Source organism: Salinisphaera sp., from assembly GCF_035690525.1.
In the GTDB taxonomy this organism is placed as follows: Bacteria; Pseudomonadota; Gammaproteobacteria; order Nevskiales; family Salinisphaeraceae; genus Salinisphaera.
The window spans coordinates 1-20,259 of record NZ_DASSKM010000019.1; the positions used below are offsets into that span (position 1 = coordinate 1).

Sequence of the window (20,259 nt, forward strand, 5' to 3'; positions counted from 1 at the left end):
GACACCAGGCCGAGCGCCAGGGCCCCCAGCGCGAGCCCGCACCCCATGCGGGCGGCCGATCTTGCGGTCGGCGAGTGGTGACGCGTCATCTCCCTTGCTCCTGTCTTATGTTTATCAGTCATATTCCGAACAGGCTCCGGCCGTCTCACCGGCCGGAGCGTTTGACGGCCGATCAGCGCTCTGGATAAGCGCGTCCCCCGTGAACGGCGTTGCCGACCAGCTGATAGGTCAGTCCACCCGGGCCGACGGTGGCTTGGGCGGGTAGCAGCCCAAGAGCCGTGGCATTGAGCGCGAAGGTGTTGGCGTTGCGCAGCGAGATCACCAGACGCCCATTCTGCTCAAAGGTCACGGGTCCGACGACGTTCACCTTCAGTTCCTGTTGGTCGAGGGCCAGACCCTGGCCGTCCGGCGCATTCGCGATGAGTCGCAACGAGGCGACGAAGCAGGGCGAGAAGTCATAGCTTGTACCGTTTAGGCTGCCTTGGCACTCCGGCACGATATAGCCCGACTGGTTACCGGCATCGCCGCCGTTGTCGTCTTCCATATTCGGGAATCGCAGGAGTACACGACCGGTCTGCAGCGGATAAGCGCTGGCCGGGTCGATGCCGGCCGAACTTAGCAAGCCGCCGAGCACCTGCGTGGCGCCGGGCAGGTTGTTGAGCCCATTCAACGCGGTGCCGATCGTGTTGTTTGGATCCGCCGGATTCAGCAGGCTGCCGATCGTATCGGTCAGCCCCGGGATATTGGGCAGGCCGGCCAGGCCGCCCAGGATATCCGAGATACCGGGCACTTGCCCCAGCGGCGTGTTCTGACCCAGCGGGCTTTGCGCTGCCGCCTGCGAAAGCGCATCGACGATCGGCGTGACCGCGCCGCTCAAGGTGCTGTTCAGCGGACCGCTAAGCGAATTGACCAGCGTCTGGCTGCTGATTTTGATGCTGGTCAACCCGGTTTGTCCGCCGGGCAGTAGGGCGACCCGGATGCACTGGCTCGGCGCGGCGCCGACCACCGAATCGCCACTGTCGCTCACCACGTTCGAGACCGCGCTGCAGTCATCGAGCGTTTTTCCGATCGCGATCGGGCGGGTCAGCGATAGATAAGCCGGATAGCGGCCGTCGCTGCGGTTCGGGTTATCGATCGCGAGCGAATTGCCCAGGAAAGAGGACGTGAGCTGGACCAGCGACCGGTTGCCCGGCTGCGGCCGTTCGTCGGCGTCGCCCGGAGTATAGGCGCCGTCGCCGTTGGCGTCGTCGAAGCGGCCGTTGCCGTTGGTGTCGGTCGCCGGCAGGGTGAACTGATCCGTATAGTAGTTCTGGCTGGCCTCGACCACGTCGAACGGCATCCGGATATCCGGACCACCCGCGACCGTATCGGGATCGCTGATGTCTGTCGAGCCGCTGCCGTTGAGCGGGTCGGTGTTCAGCGCGCGGCCTTCGGTATCGACGATGGTGCTCGAACAGGCCGAGTTGTCGGTGCCGCAGATCACGATCTGATAACGGTCGCCGACCGTCAGATTATGCACCGGACGGATGGAGAAGCCGCGTGTGGTGTCGCCGTCGCGGTTGGCGAAGGCGATCGCGGCGGCCGGGGTGCCCATGCATTGCCCGCTGCCGTCGACACGCTCCAGAGCCACGGTGGCGCCGGCAACTTCGTTGGCGTCGCCGCCGCCGCTCAGACAGCCGTCGGCCAGCACGATCGAGTCCTTGGCCACGAACTTCGAAAATGTCGCGGTCACGGGCACGTTGGCGGGACTGGTGAACACGGCCAGCGGGTTGGTGGTGCCGTTGCCGGCATCGCCCACGCATTGGCCGGCGGTGTCGCCGCCGCTGTTGAAGTCGCCGCCGGTAAGCGCGCACGGCACGCCCGGCGTCAGCTCGCCGAGGATCGGCGGGGCCGGATTGTTGTCGACCAGGGGTTCGGTGGTGAAGCCGATGGTCCGGGTCGGGCCGATGCCGGTCGGGCTGTCAACCAGAGCGTTGCCGGCCACGTCCTTGATGCTCTCGCCGTTGCCCAGGGTGATCGTGTACCGGGCATTGGGCTCGAGTAACTCGGTCGGATCGATGATTACCGACGAGCCGTCCACGGAGAAGGTCACCGGCGTGCTGCCGCTGGCGCCGCCCGCGGTATACGACAGTTGGATGCTGTTGTCGTTGATCGTGGCCGGGTCGACCGGCTCGCTGAACACGATGGCCGGGTTGGCTTCGATCGGGAAATTGTTGATGCCGGACTGGGTATCCAGCGCGTTACCCTGGGCCAGCGTCTGCAAACAGGCTTTTTCCGGCAAGGCGGTCGGCGCCGCGCCGTACTGTGAATAAGCGGGGTTGTAGGCCGGCGTGCCGAAGGTATACAGACAAGCGCTCGGCGACTGGGCCACCAGGTACGGCGCGGTCTTGTCCTTCTGGACCGGTGTCTGGTCGCCGCCCGGCAGGGTCAGGCTGAGCTCGAAATCGACCGTGGCGTGATCGGTGCGGTTCACCAGGATCGAAAAGGTGCCGAGCGTATCGATCTTGAGGTCGCCGTTGTCCTGCGGAATCGCGAGCCCGGCGGCCTGGATATTGAGCACGCTCTGGTTGAACACGCCGTCGGCCAGCGATTGAATCAGCGTGGTTGCCTGATCGGTGCCGCTCTCGATCAGCGTGCTGATCGCCAGGTCGAAGCGCAGCCGAACTGCCGTTGGCACGGTGACATTGCTCAGATCGTTGGCCATCAGGTAAACGTTCGCGTCGCTTGCAAACTGGACCTGGATCGGGCCGCTCTTGATCGGCGTCGGCACGTCGCCGTTCAGGCGTAGCGACAGCGGCGTGAGCTGGAACTTCTGGCCGGCGCGGATGGTGGCCGGCAGCACATCGCCGAAGCCGTCCATACCCGGCTGGGCTAATACGGTCTGCACGCCCTGGCGCGCGGGGCTATTCATCGCCGGTAGCTTGTTCTGGCCGATCAATTGGTTGGAAATACTAACCAGGTTGATCGGGCCGCCATCCAGCGCATTGTCGGGCAGCGCGTCGACATCGTCGGCGGACGGCGTAACGATGGTGTTCTCGACTGCCATACGGCCGGCGTCGAGCACGGTCTTGGTTTCGCTGTAGGCGTCGAGCGCCTTGCCGAATTCGGAGATGACTCCGTCGGTGAGCGAAAGCTTGTATTTGCCGGGTGCGAGATCCTTGGCCGGGTCGAAGGTCAGCTCGTGACCGATCACGGTCAGCCGGCCCGGAATTTCGTCGCCGTTGGCATTGGTGAACTTGAAGGTGTTGCCCGCGACCACGGTCGAGGCGTCGACCGGCTCGGAGAAAACCACATGCACCGAATTGAACTGGGTGAAGACGCTCCGGTCGTGGGTTACCGGATTGACGTTGCCCGGCGTGGTTTCCACGACTTGGAGCCGGTCGGTATCGGCCGGGCGGCCCGGGGCGGGGCCGGTGGTGAATTGGGTGATCGTGTCGCCCTTGCCGTAGGCGCTATCGGCGATATTTTGTGTCGCGACGATGTAGTACGTCGTGTTCGGCTTCAAATCGCCCGCGGGCGTGATGGTCAGAATGCCGGCCTGCGCGTCCGAGCTGTCGCTGTCGGCGCTGACGGTGGCCGCCGCGTTGTCGGCCGTGGCCGAACCCGCGCGTAACGCCAGCGCTTTGTTGGCATCACTCGATAGCCCGTGTTCGAATTTGACCACGATCTGGCTGTTGAGCGTGACGTCCTGCTGCCCGTTGTAGGGATAGGCGAAGACCGAGCCGGATGCCTGCGGCTGGTCGGGAACCCCGTTATCCCCGCCACTGCCGCTGCTGCAGGCGGTCATGGACGTGGCGATGGCCGCCAGCACCAGCGATACGCCCACGCCGCGACCCCAATGAACGCCGCTTCGGGCAAATCCCCCGATTGCCTTTGGACGAAACATGCCGCCCTGCGCGGCGCCCGGCGCCCCGGTAAGTCGCTTCTTCTGCACGATATTCTCCCTTGAAGCAAGACGTGTTCGGCGCAATGCGACACGTCATATTTTTAGAATCACGCGTGGTCGAGCCTAGCGAACCGTTTGAAATCGCGCTATAGCCGCAACTACCGCGGCCGGCGGCGATACTCGAACGGCCGGAGCGGCATCGAATACATTTCCCCGAAAGTGCTTGCGGCGCGGGCCTTTGATCGGCCGATCCGCGTTTTCGCGCAGCCTAAAGCGCTGCCAAAACTATGATTCATACCTTGGTATTAGCCCCGGTTTCAGGCGCTCTGAAGCGGCCTGATCGCGCAAGGGATCGATTCTTGGTAATCAATGTTTCTTTTAACCAATACCTCGCGGCTTGCCGCGGACACCTTAGCAATAGGGTTCCCAAAGGGGAGAGCTCTCCCCGTGGGTCGACCGCGCGGTCGAAAGACATTTGATTCGTTTTAGTGGCCGCCGTACACCCGCCAATGGCATGAGCGGCGCCGAACGGCCGACGTGCGGCCGGCTCAGGCGGCGCTCGCTCGGTCGGACGCCGCTTTCCTGACCCGCGAACGCATTTCGTCCGGATCGAAATCATCGACGTGGATCACGGCCATCTGCAGCTCGAAGGCCTCGCGTAGTCGCGTTGCCTCGGCCGCGTCGAGCACACCATTGTATTCGGCCTGATCGATCTGGTCGCGCGGATGATCGGCATCGATGGCGCCGGCCTTGCGCGCCTTGACCACGCTCTTGTGCAGGTCGGCGGTTGCAAGCGTGGCGGCCATCGCGCGCTCGAACAGGGCGAGCGCGGTGTCGGTTCGGGTCTCGGAGATATAGCAACGCGGCGTGAGCCGGTCGCGCGCCGCGCCGGGGGTTTGCACCAGACGCGCGATGCGGCGCCCCAGGCCGTCGCTCGGCGCGCGTGCGGTGCGGCCCAGCGGGAAAATCAGCGCGCCGGCGGCCAGGGCCGCCGCGCGCCCAGGCAGATGGCGCAGCACGCCGGCCAGCGCGGCCTCGATTTCGGCAAAGGCGTTTTCGCAGACCCAAGCCACCAGCGGCAGATCCTCGGTGTGTTCGCCGTCTTCGACGAACCGCTTGAGGGTCGCGCTGGCGATATACAGATGGGACAGCACGTCGCCGAGCCGGGCCGACTGCGATTCGCGGAATTTGAGCGTGCCGCCGAGCGTGGCCATCGCCACGTCCGAGATCAGCGCCAAATTCGCCGAATAGCGGTTCATCGCGCGGTAATAAGGGGCGAGTTGACCGGTGCGGCCGGCCGCCGAACCCAGGCCGCCGGTGAACCCCATGACCAGCGAACGCGCCGCCGCCGCCAGATCGTGGCCGACATGGCGATAGAGCAGGTTGTCGAAGGCATTGAGCGCCGCGCTTTGGTCGCGATTGTTGGCGGCCTCGATCTCGTCGAGCACATAGGGATGGCAGCGGATCGCGCCCTGGCCGTAGATCATCATCGAGCGGGTCAAAATATTGGCGCCCTCGACGGTGATATTGACCGGCGCGGCCTGGAAACTGCGCGCCACGGGGTTGGACGGGCCGAGCATGACCGCCTTGCCGGCGTGCACGTCCATCGCATCCTTGGCGACTTCCTGGGCCAGCGTGGTGACGTGGTATTTGGCGATCGCCGAGGCGACCGAGGGCTTTTCGCCCAGATCCACCGCGTTGGCGGTAAAGCGGCGCACCGATTCGCAGGCATAAGTCTTGCCGCCGATACGCGCCAGCGCTTCGGCCACGCCCTCGAATTCGCCGATGGATATATTGAACTGCCGACGCGTGACCGCGTAGGCGCCGGTCAGCCGCGTATTACAGATCGCGTCGCCCGTCGAACCGGAGGGCAGCGAGATCGAGCGCCCGACCGACAGACATTCCATCAGCATGCGCCAGCCCTGGCCGATCATCTCGCGCCCGCCGATGATCATGTCCAGCGGCACGAACACGTCGGTGCCCCGGGTCGGGCCGTTCTGGAACGGCGCGCTGGCCGGGAAGTGTCGGCGCCCGATGTGACAGCCGGGGGTATCGGTCGGGATCAGCGCGCAGGTCACGCCCAACTCGGTCTCGCCGCCGAGCAGGCCGTCCGGGTCGTACATCTTGAAGGCGAGGCCGAGCACGGTGGCGATCGGGGCGAGCGTGATGTAGCGCTTGTCCCAGGTCAGCTTCATGCCGAGAACGTCCTCGCCGCGCCACTGGCCGCGGCAGACCACGCCGCGATCCGGGATCGCGCCCGCATCGGAGCCGGCGAACGGGCTGGTCAGGCCGAAGCACGGAATTTCCTCGCCGGCGGCCAGCCGCGGCAGGTAGTGATCGCGTTGCTCCTCGGTGCCGTAGTGCATGAGCAGTTCGGCGGGGCCGAGCGAATTCGGCACGGCCACCACCGGGCCGACGGTGCCGCCGGCCGGGCCGGAGCCCACCTTGGCCAGCACACAGGAATGGGCATAGGCCGAGAATTCCAGGCCGCCGTAGCGTTTGGGGATGATCATGCCCCAGAATTTGTTGTCCTTGATGTATTGCCAGGCATCATGCGGCAGGTCGGCGTCCTCGTGCGTGATCCGCCATTCGTCGCATAGGTCGAGCAGGGTCTGGACCGGCCCGTCCAGAAAGGCCTGCTCCTCCTCCGACAGCCGCGCCGGCGGCAGTTCTTCGAGCCGCCGCCAATTGGGCCGGCCCGAGAACAGCTCGCCCTCCCACCAGACCGTGCCGGCGTCGAGCGCGGTGCGCTCGGTCGCCGAGAGCGTGGGCAGCACGCCACGGAACAGCTTGAGCGCGGGCCGGGTGAGTAAGGGTTTACGCAGCGCGCCGATATTGAGCGTGGCGAAGACGCCGACAAAGACCAGCCACAAAATGAAGGCGACCGGCGCGCCGGTGCTCGTGCCGGTGCAAATCGCCAACAGCACGCCGATCGCGACGGTCGTGGTGCGCAGCCCGGCGCGTACATAGGCCAACGCGATGAATACGGCAATGAATATGACGAACCACAACAGCGCGATCATGACAGCCCCTGCACCGTTCCCGGCGTTGCGAAAATCATTGTTTTCCGAGCATAGGCACGCGCCGGCGGGCGGTGCAACTCAATTATTTAAGCGCCGCGTCAATGTACGCCACCGGGCCGTAAAAATGCAGGATGTCGGGCTCGATCAGCGTGCTAGACTCGCCGCTTTAGCCAACACGACTCGGGCATGGCGCAAACCAAGACCACCTCGGATTCCGGCGTTGTTTTCAAGGGCCGGATGATGACGCTCACCGTCCTCGAGATCCGGGAAGCCGACTGCGACCAAATTGCGACCCTGGTGGATGAACAGCTGGCGCGCGCGCCGGGTTTTTTCACCCGCCTTCCGGTGCTGCTATCGCTGCCCGAACAGATTCCGGACCTGGCGCGCGTGGCCGAAATTATGACTGCCGCCGATCTGGTCGTCGTGGGCGTGCTCGACCCCTCCGAGGCCGCCGCCGAAGCGGCCCGCGCGGCCGGTTTGGGTGTCATCACCTCGCCGGCGCGCTCGGCCAGCGTCCCCGAGCCCGATGCCGGGTCCGAACGCAAGCCGCGAAAACCGGCGCCTAAAAGCCGACCGGCCGCCGCGCCCGAGCCGGAAGCGCCGTCCCGCACGCCGACGCGCCTGATCACCAAGCCGATTCGCTCCGGCCAGCAGATCTACGCGCGCGGCGGCGATCTGGTGATCGCGACCTCGGTCTCCGAAGGCGCGGAAGTACTGGCCGACGGGCATATTCATGTCTATGGCGCGCTGCGCGGCCGGGCATTGGCGGGGGCTTCGGGCGACGCGCAAGCCCGCATCTACTGCAAGCGTTTCGAACCGGATCTGGTCGCGATCGCCGGCTGTTACAAGGTCGCCGACGCGATGGACGAGGGGGTGCGTTCCAGGCCGGTCCAGGTCCGGCTGGAGAATGACAATTTGCTGATCGAACTTCAGGAGTAATCAGTGGCCAAGATCATCGTAGTCACGTCGGGCAAGGGCGGGGTCGGCAAGACCACAACCTCGGCGTCGTTCGCCGCCGGCCTTGCCATGCGGGGGCACAAAACGGTCGTGATCGACTTCGACGTCGGCTTGCGCAACCTCGATCTCATCATGGGGTGCGAGCGCCGTGTGGTGTTCGACTTCGTCAACGTGATCAACGGCGAAGCCAATCTCAAGCAGGCGCTGATCCGCGACAAGCGGATCGACAATCTGTCGATCCTCGCCGCCTCGCAGACGCGCGACAAGGACGCGCTCAACGAGGAAGGCGTCGAGCGCACGCTGAACAAGCTAGCCGAGGATTTCGAGTATATCGTCTGCGATTCGCCGGCCGGTATCGAGAAGGGCGCGCTGATGGCGATGCACTTCGCCGACGAGGCGGTGATCGTGACCAATCCGGAAGTCTCTTCCGTGCGCGATTCCGACCGCGTGCTGGGCATGCTGTCGTCCAAGACCAAGCGTTCGATGGAAGGCGCCGAGCCGGTCAAGGAACATCTCGTGGTCACGCGCTATGCGCCGAGCCGTGTGGGCAAGGGCGAGATGCTCTCGCTGGACGATATCGGCGATATCCTGGCCATCCCGTTGCTGGGCGTGGTGCCCGAATCCGAAACCGTGCTCAACGCCTCCAACTCCGGCATGCCGGTGGTGCTGGAGAATAATGCCGACGCCGGCGGCGCGTACATGGACATGGTGGCGCGCTTTTTGGGCGAGGACCGGCCGCTGCGTTTCACGCAGGCCAGGAAAGGCTTCTTCGACCGACTGATGGGGAGATAAACCATGGGTTGGCTAGACGTTTTCCGTTCTTCCGAGAAGAAGAATCCTTCGGCCAAGCTGGCCAAGGAGCGGCTGCAAGTCGTGGTCGCCCATCGGCGTACCGGACGGGGGGATCAGCCGGCCTATTTCCCGCAGCTTCAGCAGGATCTGCTCGCGGTGTTGCGCAAGTACGTCGAAGTCGGCGAAGACGCGGTACAGATGGAAATCGAGCGCGAGGGCGATCTGGAAGTGCTCGAACTCAACATCACGCTGCCCGAAGCCAGACATTGATCGATGGCGCGATTACCGCTAAACCTATAGGGGAACCCCGTGATTTGAACAAGGAGTCGCCGTGGCCGAGCGAGAACAGGTCTACGACTATGTGATCGTCGGCGGCGGCTCCGCCGGGTGCGTGCTGGCTAATCGTCTGTCGGCCGACGACAGCGTGTCGGTCGCGGTGCTGGAGGCCGGCCCGCGGGATTGGAACCCGCTCCTGCATATTCCGATCGGCATCATCGGCCTGATGCGGTCGAAGATGTTCAACTGGGCCTACTACACCGCGCCCCAGACGCGGCTGGCCAACCGCCGGCTGTTCTGGCCGCGCGGCAAGACGCTCGGCGGGTCGAGCGCGGTCAATGCCATGTGCTACACGCGCGGCGGCGCGGCCGACTATGAACGTTGGGCCGCCGACGGCAACGACGGCTGGGGCTATCGCGACATGCTCGGTTATTTCCGCAAGTCGGAAGGCTTCGAGGGCGGCGCGAACGAATACCACGGCGATGCCGGTGGCTATCGCGTCAGCCGGGGTCGCCACGACAATCCGCTCAACGAGAAATTTATCGCCGCGGCCGAGGCCTGTGGCTATCGGCGCAACGACGACTTCAGCGGCGCCACCGACGTCGGCGTCGGGCGCTACCACGTGGCTCAGAACAATGGGCGTCGTTGTTCGAACGCGGATGCCTTTTTGCACCCGGTCGCCGATCGGGCCAACCTCACCGTGATCACCCGCGTGCGGGCGAATCGCGTGATTTTCGAAGGGCGGCGCGCCGTCGGCGTGGTTTACCGCAAGGGCCGGTTCGGCGGCGAACGCACGATACGCGCGCGCCGCGAAGTCCTGCTCTGCGGCGGCGCGATCAACACGCCGCAGCTGTTGCTGCTGTCCGGCGTCGGCCCGCGCGAGGCGATCGAACCGCATGGCATTCGCCTGCATCACGAACTGCTGGGCGTCGGGCGCAATCTGCAGGATCATCTCGATATCAGCGTGATCGAGCGTGAGCGGACCACGCTCAGCCTGCGGCTGGGCGCCAAGTTTATCTTCGTCGACGCGCCGATCGCGCTCTGGGGCTATCTACGCCACGGCCGCGGCTGGCTGACCAGCAACATAGCCGAATCCGGCGGTTTCGTCAGCAGTACCGACAACCCCGACCTCGGCGACCTGCAACTGCACTTCATCCCCACGATCGAACAGGATCATGGCCATCGGTTGCGCAATACCATCCGCTACCATGGCTATACGTTGCGTATCTGCGATCTGCGGCCGAAGTCGCGCGGGCATATCGGCCTGACCAGCGCCGATCCAAAGGCCGAGCCGTATATCGATCCGAACTATCTGGCCGACCCGCGCGATCTGGCGCAGCTGGTCAAGGCGGTGAAAATCGGCCGGCGCATCATGCGCGCCCCGCCGCTGGCCGAACACCGCGAGGCCGAACTCGAACCCGGCGAGGATATCGTCGACGATGCGGCGATCGAGAACTACATCCGGCGCCGCGCCGAGACCATCTACCACCCGGTCGGCACCTGCAAGATGGGCCAAGGCGGGGACTCCGTGGTCGACGAGCGCCTGCGGGTGCACGGGCTGGCAGCATTGCGCGTGGTCGATGCCTCGATCATGCCGAGCATCGTCGGCGGCAATACCAATGCGCCCACCACCGCGATCGCGGAGAAAGCGGCCGACATGATCATCGCCGACCGGGCCGATCGATAACAGCCCGCCGATCAAATGTCTTTCGCCCGCGCGGTATGAACCCGCGCGGGCGACCAAAGGGGAGAGCTAGCGCTTCTCCCCTTTGGGAACCCCATTGCCAAGGTGCCCGCGGCAAGCCGTGGCGTGTTGATAAATAAACGCCGATGCACACAAAATAAAGAAAATTAGCTTTCATTCGCGTTTATTGGCGTTCATTTGCGGATGAATTATGACTTCATGAAGATCGATCAATCTTTATGAGGGTTGGTATTATTCGCGATTCAGCATGGCGTTACCCGTCGCGCAGTTCCTTGCGCAGGATCTTGCCGACGTTGGATTTCGGCAGTTCGTCGATGAACACGACCTGCTTGGGCACCTTGTAGCCGGTGAGCTCCTGGCGGCAGAACTCGATGAGCTCGTCCTCGGTCAGGCTGGGGTCGCGCTTGACCACGAACACTTTGACCACTTCGCCGGATTTCTCGTCCTCGACGCCCACGCAGGCGGCCTCCATCACTTTCGGATGGGAGGCGACGATGTCCTCGATCTCGTTGGGATAGACGTTGAAGCCGGAGACCAGAATCATGTCCTTCTTGCGGTCGACGATATAGAGGAACCCGTTGTCGTCGAACTGGGCGATATCGCCGGTACGCAGGTAGCCGTCGGCGAAGAACGTCTTGTCGTTCTCCTCCGGTTTGTTCCAGTAGCCGGCCATGACCTGCGGGCCGTGGACACAAAGCTCGCCGGGCTGGCCGGGTTCGACCTCGGCGCCGTTTTCGTCGCGGATGGAAATGTCCGTCGACGGGATCGGCACGCCGATCGAGCCGTTGTAGCGTTCCAGGTCGAGCGGGTTGATCGAGACCGCCGGCGAGGCTTCGGTCAGACCATAGGCCTCGATCAGCGGCACGCCCGTGATCTTCTGCCATTTTTCGGCCACGGCCTTCTGTACGGCGGCGCCGCCGCCCAGCGTGATCTTGAGATTCGAGAAATCGAGCTTGGCGAAGTCGTCGTTGTTCACCAGCGCGTTGAACAGCGTGTTCACACCGGTGAAAGCGCTCGGCTTGTGCTTGCCGAACTCCTTGACCAGGGCCGGGATGTCGCGCGGATTGGTGATCAGCACGTTCTTGCCGCCTTGCTGGAGAAACACCAGGCAGTTCGCCATCAATGCGAACACGTGATACAGCGGCAGCGGCGTGATGATCAGTTCGCGGCCCTTCTCGGTCCAAGGGTCGAGCCAGGCCTGAGCCTGTTCGATGTTGGCGACCATGTTGCGGTGCGTGAGGATCGCGCCCTTGGCCAGGCCGGTGGTGCCGCCGGTGTACTGTAGAAACGCGATGTCGCCGGGCTCGACCTCGACCGGCTTCATCGACTGCTTGGCGCCGTCGGCGAGCGCGGTGGTCAACGCGATCGCGCCGGGTAGCTGGAAGGCGGGCACCATGCGCTTGACGTGCTTGACCGCAAAATTGACGATCGTGCGCTTGATCGCCGGCAGGCAGTCGCCGATCTGGGTGGTGATGACCGTTTCCAGCGGCACCTTGTCGATCACCTTTTCCAGCGTGGCCGCGAAGTTCTCCACGATCACGATCGCCCGCGCCCCGGCATCGGAAAGCTGGTGCTCGAGTTCGCGCGCGGTATACAGCGGGTTGACGTTGACCGCCACCATCCCGGCGCGAAGAATGCCGAACAGCGCGATTGGATATTGCAGTAGATTGGGCATCATGATCGCGACGCGATCGCCCTTGGAAAACCCGAGCTCATGTTGCAGATAAGCCGCGAAATGCCGTGATTGCGCCTCCAGCTCGGTGTAGCTCATCTCGACATCCATGTTCGAGAAGGCGGGCGCGCCGCCGAACTCGCGGCAGCTGTTTTCGATCACGTCGACCAGCGTGCGCTCGTCGTCGAGCCGGATCTCGGCGGGCACCCCGTCCGGATATTGTTCTAGCCAGTTCTTGTTCACGGTCTCTCCTCTGACAACCGTTGTCGTTGGCGCGTACCGGCGGTTTTCATGGTGTCATACCTGATGCCGGTCCGTCGCATGGGCGAAAGGTCGGCTCGCGTCCGGCAGTTGTCGGTCCGTGGTCTCGCGCTCGGCGCGCAGAGCGAGGGCCAGATCGCGCAGCGAACGTTCGGCATAGACTTTGCGCCTGGCGTGCTCGACGTCTTCGGCCAGCGCGTCGACCGCCCGGGCGACGGATAGATCGCGCGGCGCCGCGCGCGCGGCCGCTTCCCCGGCGCGCACGATATCGAGCACGCGGAGCAGCCGGACTTCCGCAATATCGCGCCGCGGCAGCAGCGGGGTGCCGATATCGCCGATCTCCACCAGCAGATCGCCGGCCACGAGTTGATCGGCGATGTCCTGAATATGATCCGGCGCGGCGCGCAAGGTATGGGCGAGGCCGGCGACGGTCCACGGCCGGTCGCCACGGATAAAGCGAGCGGCCACGAGCGCGGTGATCAGCAGGGCCAGGCGCTCGCGCTCGGCGGCCCCGAGCCGCGGCGGATAATGGCCCCGGGTGAGCCGTTCGTTGTGCTGGAGTAAAAAGGCCACGCGACAGCCGAGCAGCAGGATCATCCACGACACGTACAGCCAGATCAGCAGCAGGATCAGGATGGCGAAGCTGGAATAGATGGCGTTGACGTTGCCGGCGCTCTTGGCGAACACGGCGAAGCCGAGGCTCGCCGTCTGCCATAGCACACCCGAAAAGATGCCGCCGCCCAGTGCCGGGAGCACGCGTACTTGCGTGTTGGGTATGAACTTGAACAGCAGCGTGAAGCCGATGCCGTAGAGCACGTAGGGCAGGATGCGTCCGCCCAGGTAGAGTGCGGAGCCGAACGGCTCGATCGAGGTGAGCCAGGCCACCGTGCTGTTGTTGGTTATGGTCGCGGTCATGCTGGCCGCGGCGAGAATGACCAGCGGGCCGGCGACCAGCACGCTGAGGTACTCGGTCACGCGGCGGCCGATCGAGCGCGGTTTGCGCACGTGCCAGATATAGTTGCAGCCGGCCTCGACCTTCTGGATCAGCGAGATCACCGAATAGATCAGCGTGACCACGCCGATCGCGCCCAATACGCCGACCTGGACGTTCTGGACGAAACCCACGATCTTGTCGATGATTTGATCGCTACCGCCACCGAGCGGGGCCAGAAAACGCTCCAGCACCGGGCGCAGCGAGTTGTCCGCGCCGAACGCCTTGAGCAGCGAGAACGCCAGCGCGAGCAGCGGCACCAGCGAAACCAGCGTGGTGTAGACCAGCCCCATGGCGCGCATGGTGATCTCGCCGTTACGGAAATCCTCGATCAGAGTGAGCACGATGCGCAGCGCCACCAGAAACCAGCGGCGCGGGCCGCGGAGACGTTCGAGCTCGGGCCCCCAGACTACGGTGTCGAAGCGTTTACCCACACCCCCAATCAATGCCATGCATCACTCGCTTGAAAAACGCGTAAGGTCATTGTAACCATCAATCGTGGTCGACGGCTCGATACCACAGGAGGCGGCGTGAACCACCCAACCGGAGTCTCGGATCCGGCCGAACGCGTGAATCGCGGCCCGCTTGCCGGCGAAGTGCCGGGCATCTGCGCCACCGCCGATGTCCGCTGGCCCGACATCGGCCGGGCCGCAGGCGATGTGCTCGGGCTTCTGGCCCGGCATCCGGCGCTGGCGCTGCGCATCGAGGCGAGATTGTTGTCGCGCCTGGCCCTGGCACTGTTCGCCCGCGGCGGTTTTCGGCCGTCGCCGGACGATCTGCGCTTTGCGCATCCGGCATGGCGGGCAAGCCCGGTGTTCGGCCGGATAGCCGGCGTCTATCTCGCGCTGGCCGAGGCGCTGCGCGATCTGGTCGGCGTGGCTGGTCTGGCGGAGACCCGCCGGCGTCAGTTGTCGTTCGCGATCGAGCATCTGATCGCGGGCTTGTCGCCGGCGAATTTGTTTCTCACCCATCCGGGCTTCTACGAGAACCTCGTGAGCACGCGCGGGCGTTCCGCGATGACCGGGCTTTATCAGTTGCTGCGCGATCTGCGGGACCAGCCGGGGCTGCCGCGCCAGGTCGACGCCGCGGCTTTTGCCATCGGCGCCAACATCGCGGCCACGCCGGGGGCGGTGATCTATCGCGACGACATCTGCGAACTCATCCAGTACACCCCGCATACCCCCCGCGTCGACGCGGCGCCGATCCTGCTCGTTGGGCCCCAGATCAACAAGTACTACATCTTCGACCTGAGCCGCGAGAACAGCTTGGCGCGCTACGCCCTGACGATGGGGCAACAGGTGTTCGCCGTGTCGTGGCGCAATCCCACCGCGGCCCAGCGTCGATGGGGCCTGAGCGATTACGTCGACACGCTCGTCCAGGCGATCGATATCGTCTGGCGCGTCGCCGGGCAGCGGCCGGTCAAGCTCGCCGGCGCCTGCGCCGGCGGGCTGACCGCGGTGGCCGCGGCGGCGCGCTGTGCCGCGCTCGGGCGCGGTGAACGCGTGGCCTGCCTGACGCTTTTCGTCACCCTGCTCGAATCCCCGCGCGGCCTCGCGGACGTGCCCGCCGGCAACGACGAGACCATCGCCCGCGCGTTGTCGCGTTCGGCGGCCGACGGCGTTCTGGACGGGGCGGCGATGGCGCGCGCTTTTGCCTGGCAACGTCCGGATGCCCTGATCTGGCGTTTCGTGACCCACAACTATGTTCTGGGCCAGCCGCCGCCGGCCTCGGACATCCTGTACTGGAACAGCGATACCACGCGGCTGCCGGCGCGCCTGCACGCCGATCTGCTCGGTATCTACCGCGGCGATCGATTACCCGCGGCCGATGGGCTCCGCCTGCCCGGCGGCGCGGTGGATCTGTCGACGGTCGAACAGGACGTGTTCGTCGTCGCCGGCGCGGCCGATCATATTGCGCCGTGGCAGGCCTGCTACCGCTCGCTGCAGATGTTTCACGGCAAGCGGCGTTTTATTCTCGGCGCCGGCGGCCATGCGCAGGCTGTGCTCTGCCCACCGGGCGCCGCGCGGGAGTTCTGGGTCAACGACGATCACGACCTCGATCCGGTGGACTGGCGGCGCGGCGCCCGCGCGGTTCGAGAATCCTGGTGGCCGGCCTGGATCGACTGGTGCCGCGAGCACGGCGGCCCCGAAGTGGCCGCACCCGACGTGTTCGGCAATGACGATTTCGAGCCGATCGAGGCCGCTCCGGGCCGTTATGTACGCCAGCGCTGATCCGGGCCGGATCGAGGACTTCCTGTGCCGAACCCCTTAGAAAACAGCATAAGCGAAAACAACATAAGCGCCGCTCGCCGGCTACCGCCGGAACGCAGTGTACTGCGGCGGCGTACCCGGATACACGTCGACTGGATCGACGTCGACGGCGTGCGCCTGCGTTACGGCATCCGGCGCGGCCGTGGGCGGCCGATGCTGATTCTGAATACGATCGGCGCCAATCTCGACATGCTGCTGCCGTTTGTCGATGCGCTCGAAGAGGCCGAGATCATCGCGCTCGAGATGCCGGGTTCCGGGCGCTCCCCGGCGCGCAGCGTGCCCCACCGGATGGGCTGGCATGCGGCTCTGGTCGCCACGTTTCTACGGCGGCTGGGGTACGACGAAGCCTTGAACGTCGTCGGCCTGTCCTGGGGCGGAGCGCTCGCCCAGCAGTTCGCCCTCGATCATCCAGGCCGGGTCAATCGGCTGGTGCTGGCCTCGAGTTCCATCGGCTGGCCCAGCCTGGCCTCGCATTCGAGCATTCTCAAACGTCTGGCCGCGGCGCGCCGTTACGAGCGCGCGGAAACACTGCCGGAAGCGGTCGCCGGCCTGTATGGCGGGCTGATGCGGCGCCGGCCGGAATTGATCACCCGGCGCGGGCGCTATGCCAGCGGGCCGAGCACGCGCGGCTATATGAACCAGTTGATCGCCAGCATCGGCTGGACCAGCGTGCATCGCCTGCATCGGCTTCACTGCCCGACGCTGATCATGGGCGGGGACGACGACCCGATCGTGCCCTTGGTCAACAGCCGCATTCTGTATTGGCTGATTGCCAAGTCCTACCTGCATGTGGTGCGCGGCGGCGGGCATTTGATTCTTCTGATGCGGGCCAACGAATCGGCCGGGGTGATCCGGCGTTTTCTCAACGAGCGCCGCTACGACGGCACCGACGGCGCCGATTATTACGCCGCCCGCGGCCTCGGCCCCAACGGCGCGCTTATCCCGCGCCCGCCGTCTTCCGCTCCCTGAGGTCGCGCGCCGCGGCGACCGCCTGGCGGTGGGCGACCGCCATGCGGGCGGCCTCGGCCAGGCTGCGGCGATCGTAACCGCGTGGATCGAGCGGCGCGCAGACCCGCACCTCGGCCCGGATTTCGCGCAGTTTGAACAAATCGCGGAAATGCGGCCACAGCGCGGCTTCGTTCACCCACGGCGCCAGGGCGTGGTGCATGCCGGGCGGCGTGGTGTCGTCGCAGTAGCGCAGGCTGACCGGCAGTATGCTGTAGCCGCCGTCGATCGCGGCCGCGAACAAACGCGCATGAAAACGCTGCGGCTCCGGGGCGGGCGTGGTCGTGCCCTCGGGAAAGAACAGCACCGAACGCCCGGATTCGAGCATCGCGCGAATCGAGGCGCTGGTCTCGCCGGTCTTGCCCTGCCCGCGGTGGAGAAAAAGTGTGCCGCCGGCTCGCGCGAAGGCGCCGACCAGCGGCCACTTGCCGACCTCGGCTTTGGACACGAAGGCCGTGTTGAACACCTGACCGAGTACGAGGATGTCCAGCCAGGAGCAATGATTGGCGACCACGAGCATCGGGCCGGAGGGCACGGTGCCGTCGATATCCAGGCGCACGTGCAGCGCATTCAGCATGCGCCTGAGCCACCAGGCGATCAGATATTTGCTGCGCCGGCCCAATGGCGGCACCGCCGGCAGCAGCAGTACGCCGAGCAGCAGCACACCACCGAAGCGCACGGCCTTGAAGCCCAGACCGAGGCGGCCGAGCAGGGGATGATCGTTGGCGAATGACGAAGTCGTGGACATAGGCGCGTGTGGGGCCGATTCGGACGTACGACAGGGCTGCACGCGACGGGTAGGTCGAGCCCGTGCTGCGAGCGCAGTTTAGCCAGCGCCGGTGGCAGACGCCAATGGCCGGACTAGGGGCCGTCTCACGGCTGCGGAGCGGGCGGAATGGCTTCGAAGATAGGCTGAAAGCGGTTGACGATGGTACAGAACAGGCGTGCGGTCTGCTCGGTGTCGTAGCGCGCGGAGTGCGCCGCGTCGTTGTCCCAGCTCATGCCGGCCGCGGCCGCGGCGCGGCGCAGGACGGTCTGACCGAGCGCCACGCCGGCGAGTGTGGCCGTATCGAAGCAGGAAAAAGGATGAAACGGGCTGCGCTTGATGCCGGTGCGCGCGATCGCGGCGTTGAGAAAGCCAAGATCGAAATGGGCGTTGTGGCCGACCAAAACCGCCCGTTTGCAGCCGTCGGCCTTCATTGTCTCGCGCACCATGGAAAAGATGCGGCCGAGCGCGTCGCGTTCGGGAATGGCCGGGCGCAGCGGATGATGCGGATCGATGCCGTTGACCTCGAGCGAGGCCGGCTCGATATTGGCGCCCTCGAAGGGCGCGACGTGGTATGAAGCCGATTCGCGTACCGCGAGTTGGCCATTCTGGTCGAAGTCGACCGTCACCGCGGCGATTTCCAGCAGAGCATCGGTCGCGGCATTGAAGCCGCCGGTCTCCACGTCGATCACTACCGGCAGAAAACCGCGGAAACGGGTGGCCATCCGCGGCGGGGCCGCGGCTTCATCATGGAAGTCGGTCATATGCGCATGGTAGCAGTTGCGTTCGCGCCTGTTGACGCCGGCATGGCCGCTGAGGCCGCCGGGGCCGGCGGGGTCTCGTTTTTTGTATACTGACCGACCCTTGAAAATGCTTACGATAGCGAACCGCAGCAATGAGCAGTAATGTGCGCAAGGTCGTGCTGGCCTACTCCGGCGGCCTCGATACCTCGGTGATCCTGAAGTGGCTCCAGGATAGTTACGATTGCGAGGTGGTGACTTTCACCGCCGATATCGGCCAGGGCGAGGAGCTCGACGAGGTCCGGCCCAAGGCCGAGCAACTCGGGGTGAAGGAAATCTTCATCGACGATTTGCGCGAAGAGTTCGTGCGCGATTTCGTTTATCCGATGTTCCGTGCCAACGCGATCTACGAGGGCGAGTATCTGCTTGGCACCTCGATCGCGCGCCCGCTGATCTCCAAGCGCCTGGTCGAGATCGCCGGGCAGACCGGCGCCGACGCCATCGCGCACGGGGCGACCGGCAAGGGCAACGATCAGGTGCGCTTCGAGCTGTCGGCCTACGCGCTGATGCCGGGCATCAAGGTGATCGCGCCCTGGCGCGAGTGGGATCTGAATTCGCGCGAGCGGCTGCTGGCCTACGCCGAGGCCAACGGCATCGACATCCGCAAGAAGATCGATGGCGGTTCGCCGTATTCCACCGATGCCAATGCGCTGCATATCTCCTATGAAGGCGGCGTGCTCGAGGATCCGTGGACGCCGGCCGAGGAGTCCATGTGGGAGTGGAGCGTGGCGCCCGAGGATGCGCCCGATGCCCCGCAGGAGATCGAGCTTACCTACGAGCGCGGCGATATCGTAGCCGTCGACGGCGAGCAACTCACGCCGTACCAGGTGTTGGCCCGGCTCAATAAGCTCGCCGGCGCGCATGGTATCGGCCGCATCGATATCGTCGAAAACCGCTATGTCGGCATGAAGTCGCGCGGCTGCTACGAAACGCCGGGCGGCACCGTCATGCTCAGAGCCCACCGCGCGATCGAGTCGATCACCCTGGATCGCGAGGCCGCGCACTTGAAGGACGAGCTGATGCCGCGCTATGCCAAGTTGATCTACAACGGCTATTGGTTCTCGCCCGAGCGCGAGATGCTCCAGGCGGCGATCGACAACTCGCAGGCCCACGTCAACGGCGTGGTGCGGGTCAAGCTCTACAAGGGATCGGTCAGCATCGTGGGCCGCAAATCCGCATCGGACAGTCTGTTCGATGAGGCCATTGCGACGTTCGAGGACGACCGGGGCGCCTACGACCAGAAGGACGCGGCCGGTTTCATCCGCCTGAACGCGCTGCGCCTGCGTCTGGGCCACCGCCAGCGCTGATCGGTGCATCGCGCCGGCGCGTTCTTTTGCTGATCAAGCCTTTCGCGTAGGCTTGGTGCGCCATCACGGATAGGAATAAGCGGCATGAAACGAACGATTGCACTGTTTGCCTGCACATTGGCATTGACCGCGTGCGGCAGCCAGTCGAGCTCGGACAACAGTCAGTCCGGCGGCGACAACAGCTCGTCCGGATCGAATGCGAGTCAAACCGATCAGGCCAACTCGTCCGGGCAGTTCACCGACAAGAAGGAAAAGCGCAGCTACGCGCTGGGCATGGACATCGGCCATTCGCTCAAGGATCTGCCGATGGACGTGGACCTCGATCAGCTCACCCAGGGCCTGCGTGACGAGATGGGCGGCGCCAAGACCCGGCTGAGCGAGAAACAGCTACACACCGTCATGCAGGGCGTGGTCTCGGACATGGCGGCCGCGCAGAAGAAGCAGCAGCAGAAAAAAGCCGCGTCGAACCTCGAGGCCGGCCAGAAGTTCCTGGCGCAGAACAAGAAAAAAGACGGCGTGAAGACGCTCGATGACGGTCTGCAGTACAA

General features: G+C 65.0%; 14 protein-coding genes. 8 read left to right on the forward strand and 6 right to left on the reverse strand.

Annotated elements, in window-relative coordinates:
* Positions 1 to 172: 172 nt before the first annotated feature.
* Both VFJ08_RS01140 and VFJ08_RS01145 read right to left on the reverse strand, forming a co-directional pair.
* The gene (locus tag VFJ08_RS01140) at positions 173 to 3,934 is read right to left on the reverse strand and encodes an Ig-like domain-containing protein (protein WP_324994287.1); all 3,762 of its coding nucleotides are present in this window, start codon (positions 3,932 to 3,934) and stop codon (positions 173 to 175) included.
* A gap of 500 nt (positions 3,935 to 4,434) precedes the next feature.
* Entirely contained in the window at positions 4,435 to 6,909 is a 2,475-nt protein-coding gene (locus tag VFJ08_RS01145) for an acyl-CoA dehydrogenase (RefSeq protein WP_324994289.1), read from the reverse strand.
* Between the two features lie 186 nt (positions 6,910 to 7,095).
* Between VFJ08_RS01145 and minC the strand changes: the two genes are divergently transcribed.
* From minC to VFJ08_RS01165, 4 genes are all read left to right on the forward strand, one after another.
* Positions 7,096 to 7,848, forward strand: a complete 753-nt coding sequence (gene minC, locus VFJ08_RS01150) for a septum site-determining protein MinC (RefSeq protein ID WP_324994291.1) — start codon at positions 7,096 to 7,098, stop codon at positions 7,846 to 7,848.
* A gap of 3 nt (positions 7,849 to 7,851) precedes the next feature.
* Positions 7,852 to 8,658 carry a septum site-determining protein MinD gene (gene minD, locus VFJ08_RS01155; protein ID WP_324994293.1) on the forward strand — a complete coding sequence of 269 codons (807 nt, stop codon included), beginning with the start codon at positions 7,852 to 7,854 and terminating at the stop codon, positions 8,656 to 8,658.
* A 3-nt stretch (positions 8,659 to 8,661) separates the two neighbouring features.
* Positions 8,662 to 8,928, forward strand: a complete 267-nt coding sequence (gene minE, locus VFJ08_RS01160) for a cell division topological specificity factor MinE (RefSeq protein WP_324994295.1) — start codon at positions 8,662 to 8,664, stop codon at positions 8,926 to 8,928.
* Between the two features lie 61 nt (positions 8,929 to 8,989).
* Positions 8,990 to 10,621: a GMC family oxidoreductase gene (locus VFJ08_RS01165; RefSeq protein ID WP_324994297.1), complete on the forward strand. Its 1,632-nt coding sequence runs from the start codon at positions 8,990 to 8,992 to the stop codon at positions 10,619 to 10,621.
* Between the two features lie 271 nt (positions 10,622 to 10,892).
* Here the strand turns inward: VFJ08_RS01165 and VFJ08_RS01170 are convergent, their stop codons facing one another.
* Together VFJ08_RS01170 and VFJ08_RS01175 are read right to left on the reverse strand one after the other, a co-directional pair.
* Positions 10,893 to 12,554, reverse strand: a complete 1,662-nt coding sequence (locus VFJ08_RS01170; protein ID WP_324994299.1) for an AMP-binding protein — start codon at positions 12,552 to 12,554, stop codon at positions 10,893 to 10,895.
* 54 nt (positions 12,555 to 12,608) lie between these two features.
* Entirely contained in the window at positions 12,609 to 14,015 is a 1,407-nt protein-coding gene (locus VFJ08_RS01175) for a YihY/virulence factor BrkB family protein (protein WP_324994301.1), read from the reverse strand.
* A gap of 78 nt (positions 14,016 to 14,093) precedes the next feature.
* On the opposite strand from VFJ08_RS01175, the gene VFJ08_RS01180 reads away from it, so the two are divergent.
* Together VFJ08_RS01180 and VFJ08_RS01185 are read left to right on the forward strand one after the other, a co-directional pair.
* Positions 14,094 to 15,794, forward strand: coding sequence for a PHA/PHB synthase family protein (locus VFJ08_RS01180; protein WP_324994304.1), 1,701 nt, complete (start codon positions 14,094 to 14,096; stop codon positions 15,792 to 15,794).
* A gap of 24 nt (positions 15,795 to 15,818) precedes the next feature.
* Complete coding sequence (locus VFJ08_RS01185) at positions 15,819 to 16,802, forward strand: alpha/beta fold hydrolase (RefSeq protein WP_324994306.1); 984 nt, start codon at positions 15,819 to 15,821, stop codon at positions 16,800 to 16,802.
* Here VFJ08_RS01185 and VFJ08_RS01190 read toward each other — a convergent pair.
* Together VFJ08_RS01190 and rnt are read right to left on the reverse strand one after the other, a co-directional pair.
* The gene (locus tag VFJ08_RS01190) at positions 16,771 to 17,586 is read right to left on the reverse strand and encodes a lysophospholipid acyltransferase family protein (RefSeq protein ID WP_324994308.1); all 816 of its coding nucleotides are present in this window, start codon (positions 17,584 to 17,586) and stop codon (positions 16,771 to 16,773) included. The two genes, VFJ08_RS01185 and VFJ08_RS01190, sit on opposite strands and share 32 nt — an antisense overlap.
* Before the next feature lie 125 nt (positions 17,587 to 17,711).
* A complete protein-coding gene (gene rnt / locus VFJ08_RS01195; RefSeq protein WP_324994310.1) occupies positions 17,712 to 18,368 on the reverse strand; it encodes a ribonuclease T in 657 nt (218 codons plus the stop codon).
* Between the two features lie 131 nt (positions 18,369 to 18,499).
* Between rnt and VFJ08_RS01200 the strand changes: the two genes are divergently transcribed.
* Together VFJ08_RS01200 and VFJ08_RS01205 are read left to right on the forward strand one after the other, a co-directional pair.
* Positions 18,500 to 19,711, forward strand: coding sequence for an argininosuccinate synthase (locus tag VFJ08_RS01200; RefSeq protein ID WP_324994312.1), 1,212 nt, complete (start codon positions 18,500 to 18,502; stop codon positions 19,709 to 19,711).
* An 84-nt stretch (positions 19,712 to 19,795) separates the two neighbouring features.
* Positions 19,796 to 20,259: FKBP-type peptidyl-prolyl cis-trans isomerase N-terminal domain-containing protein (locus tag VFJ08_RS01205; protein ID WP_324994314.1), on the forward strand; the 464-nt coding region annotated here is incomplete at its 3' end.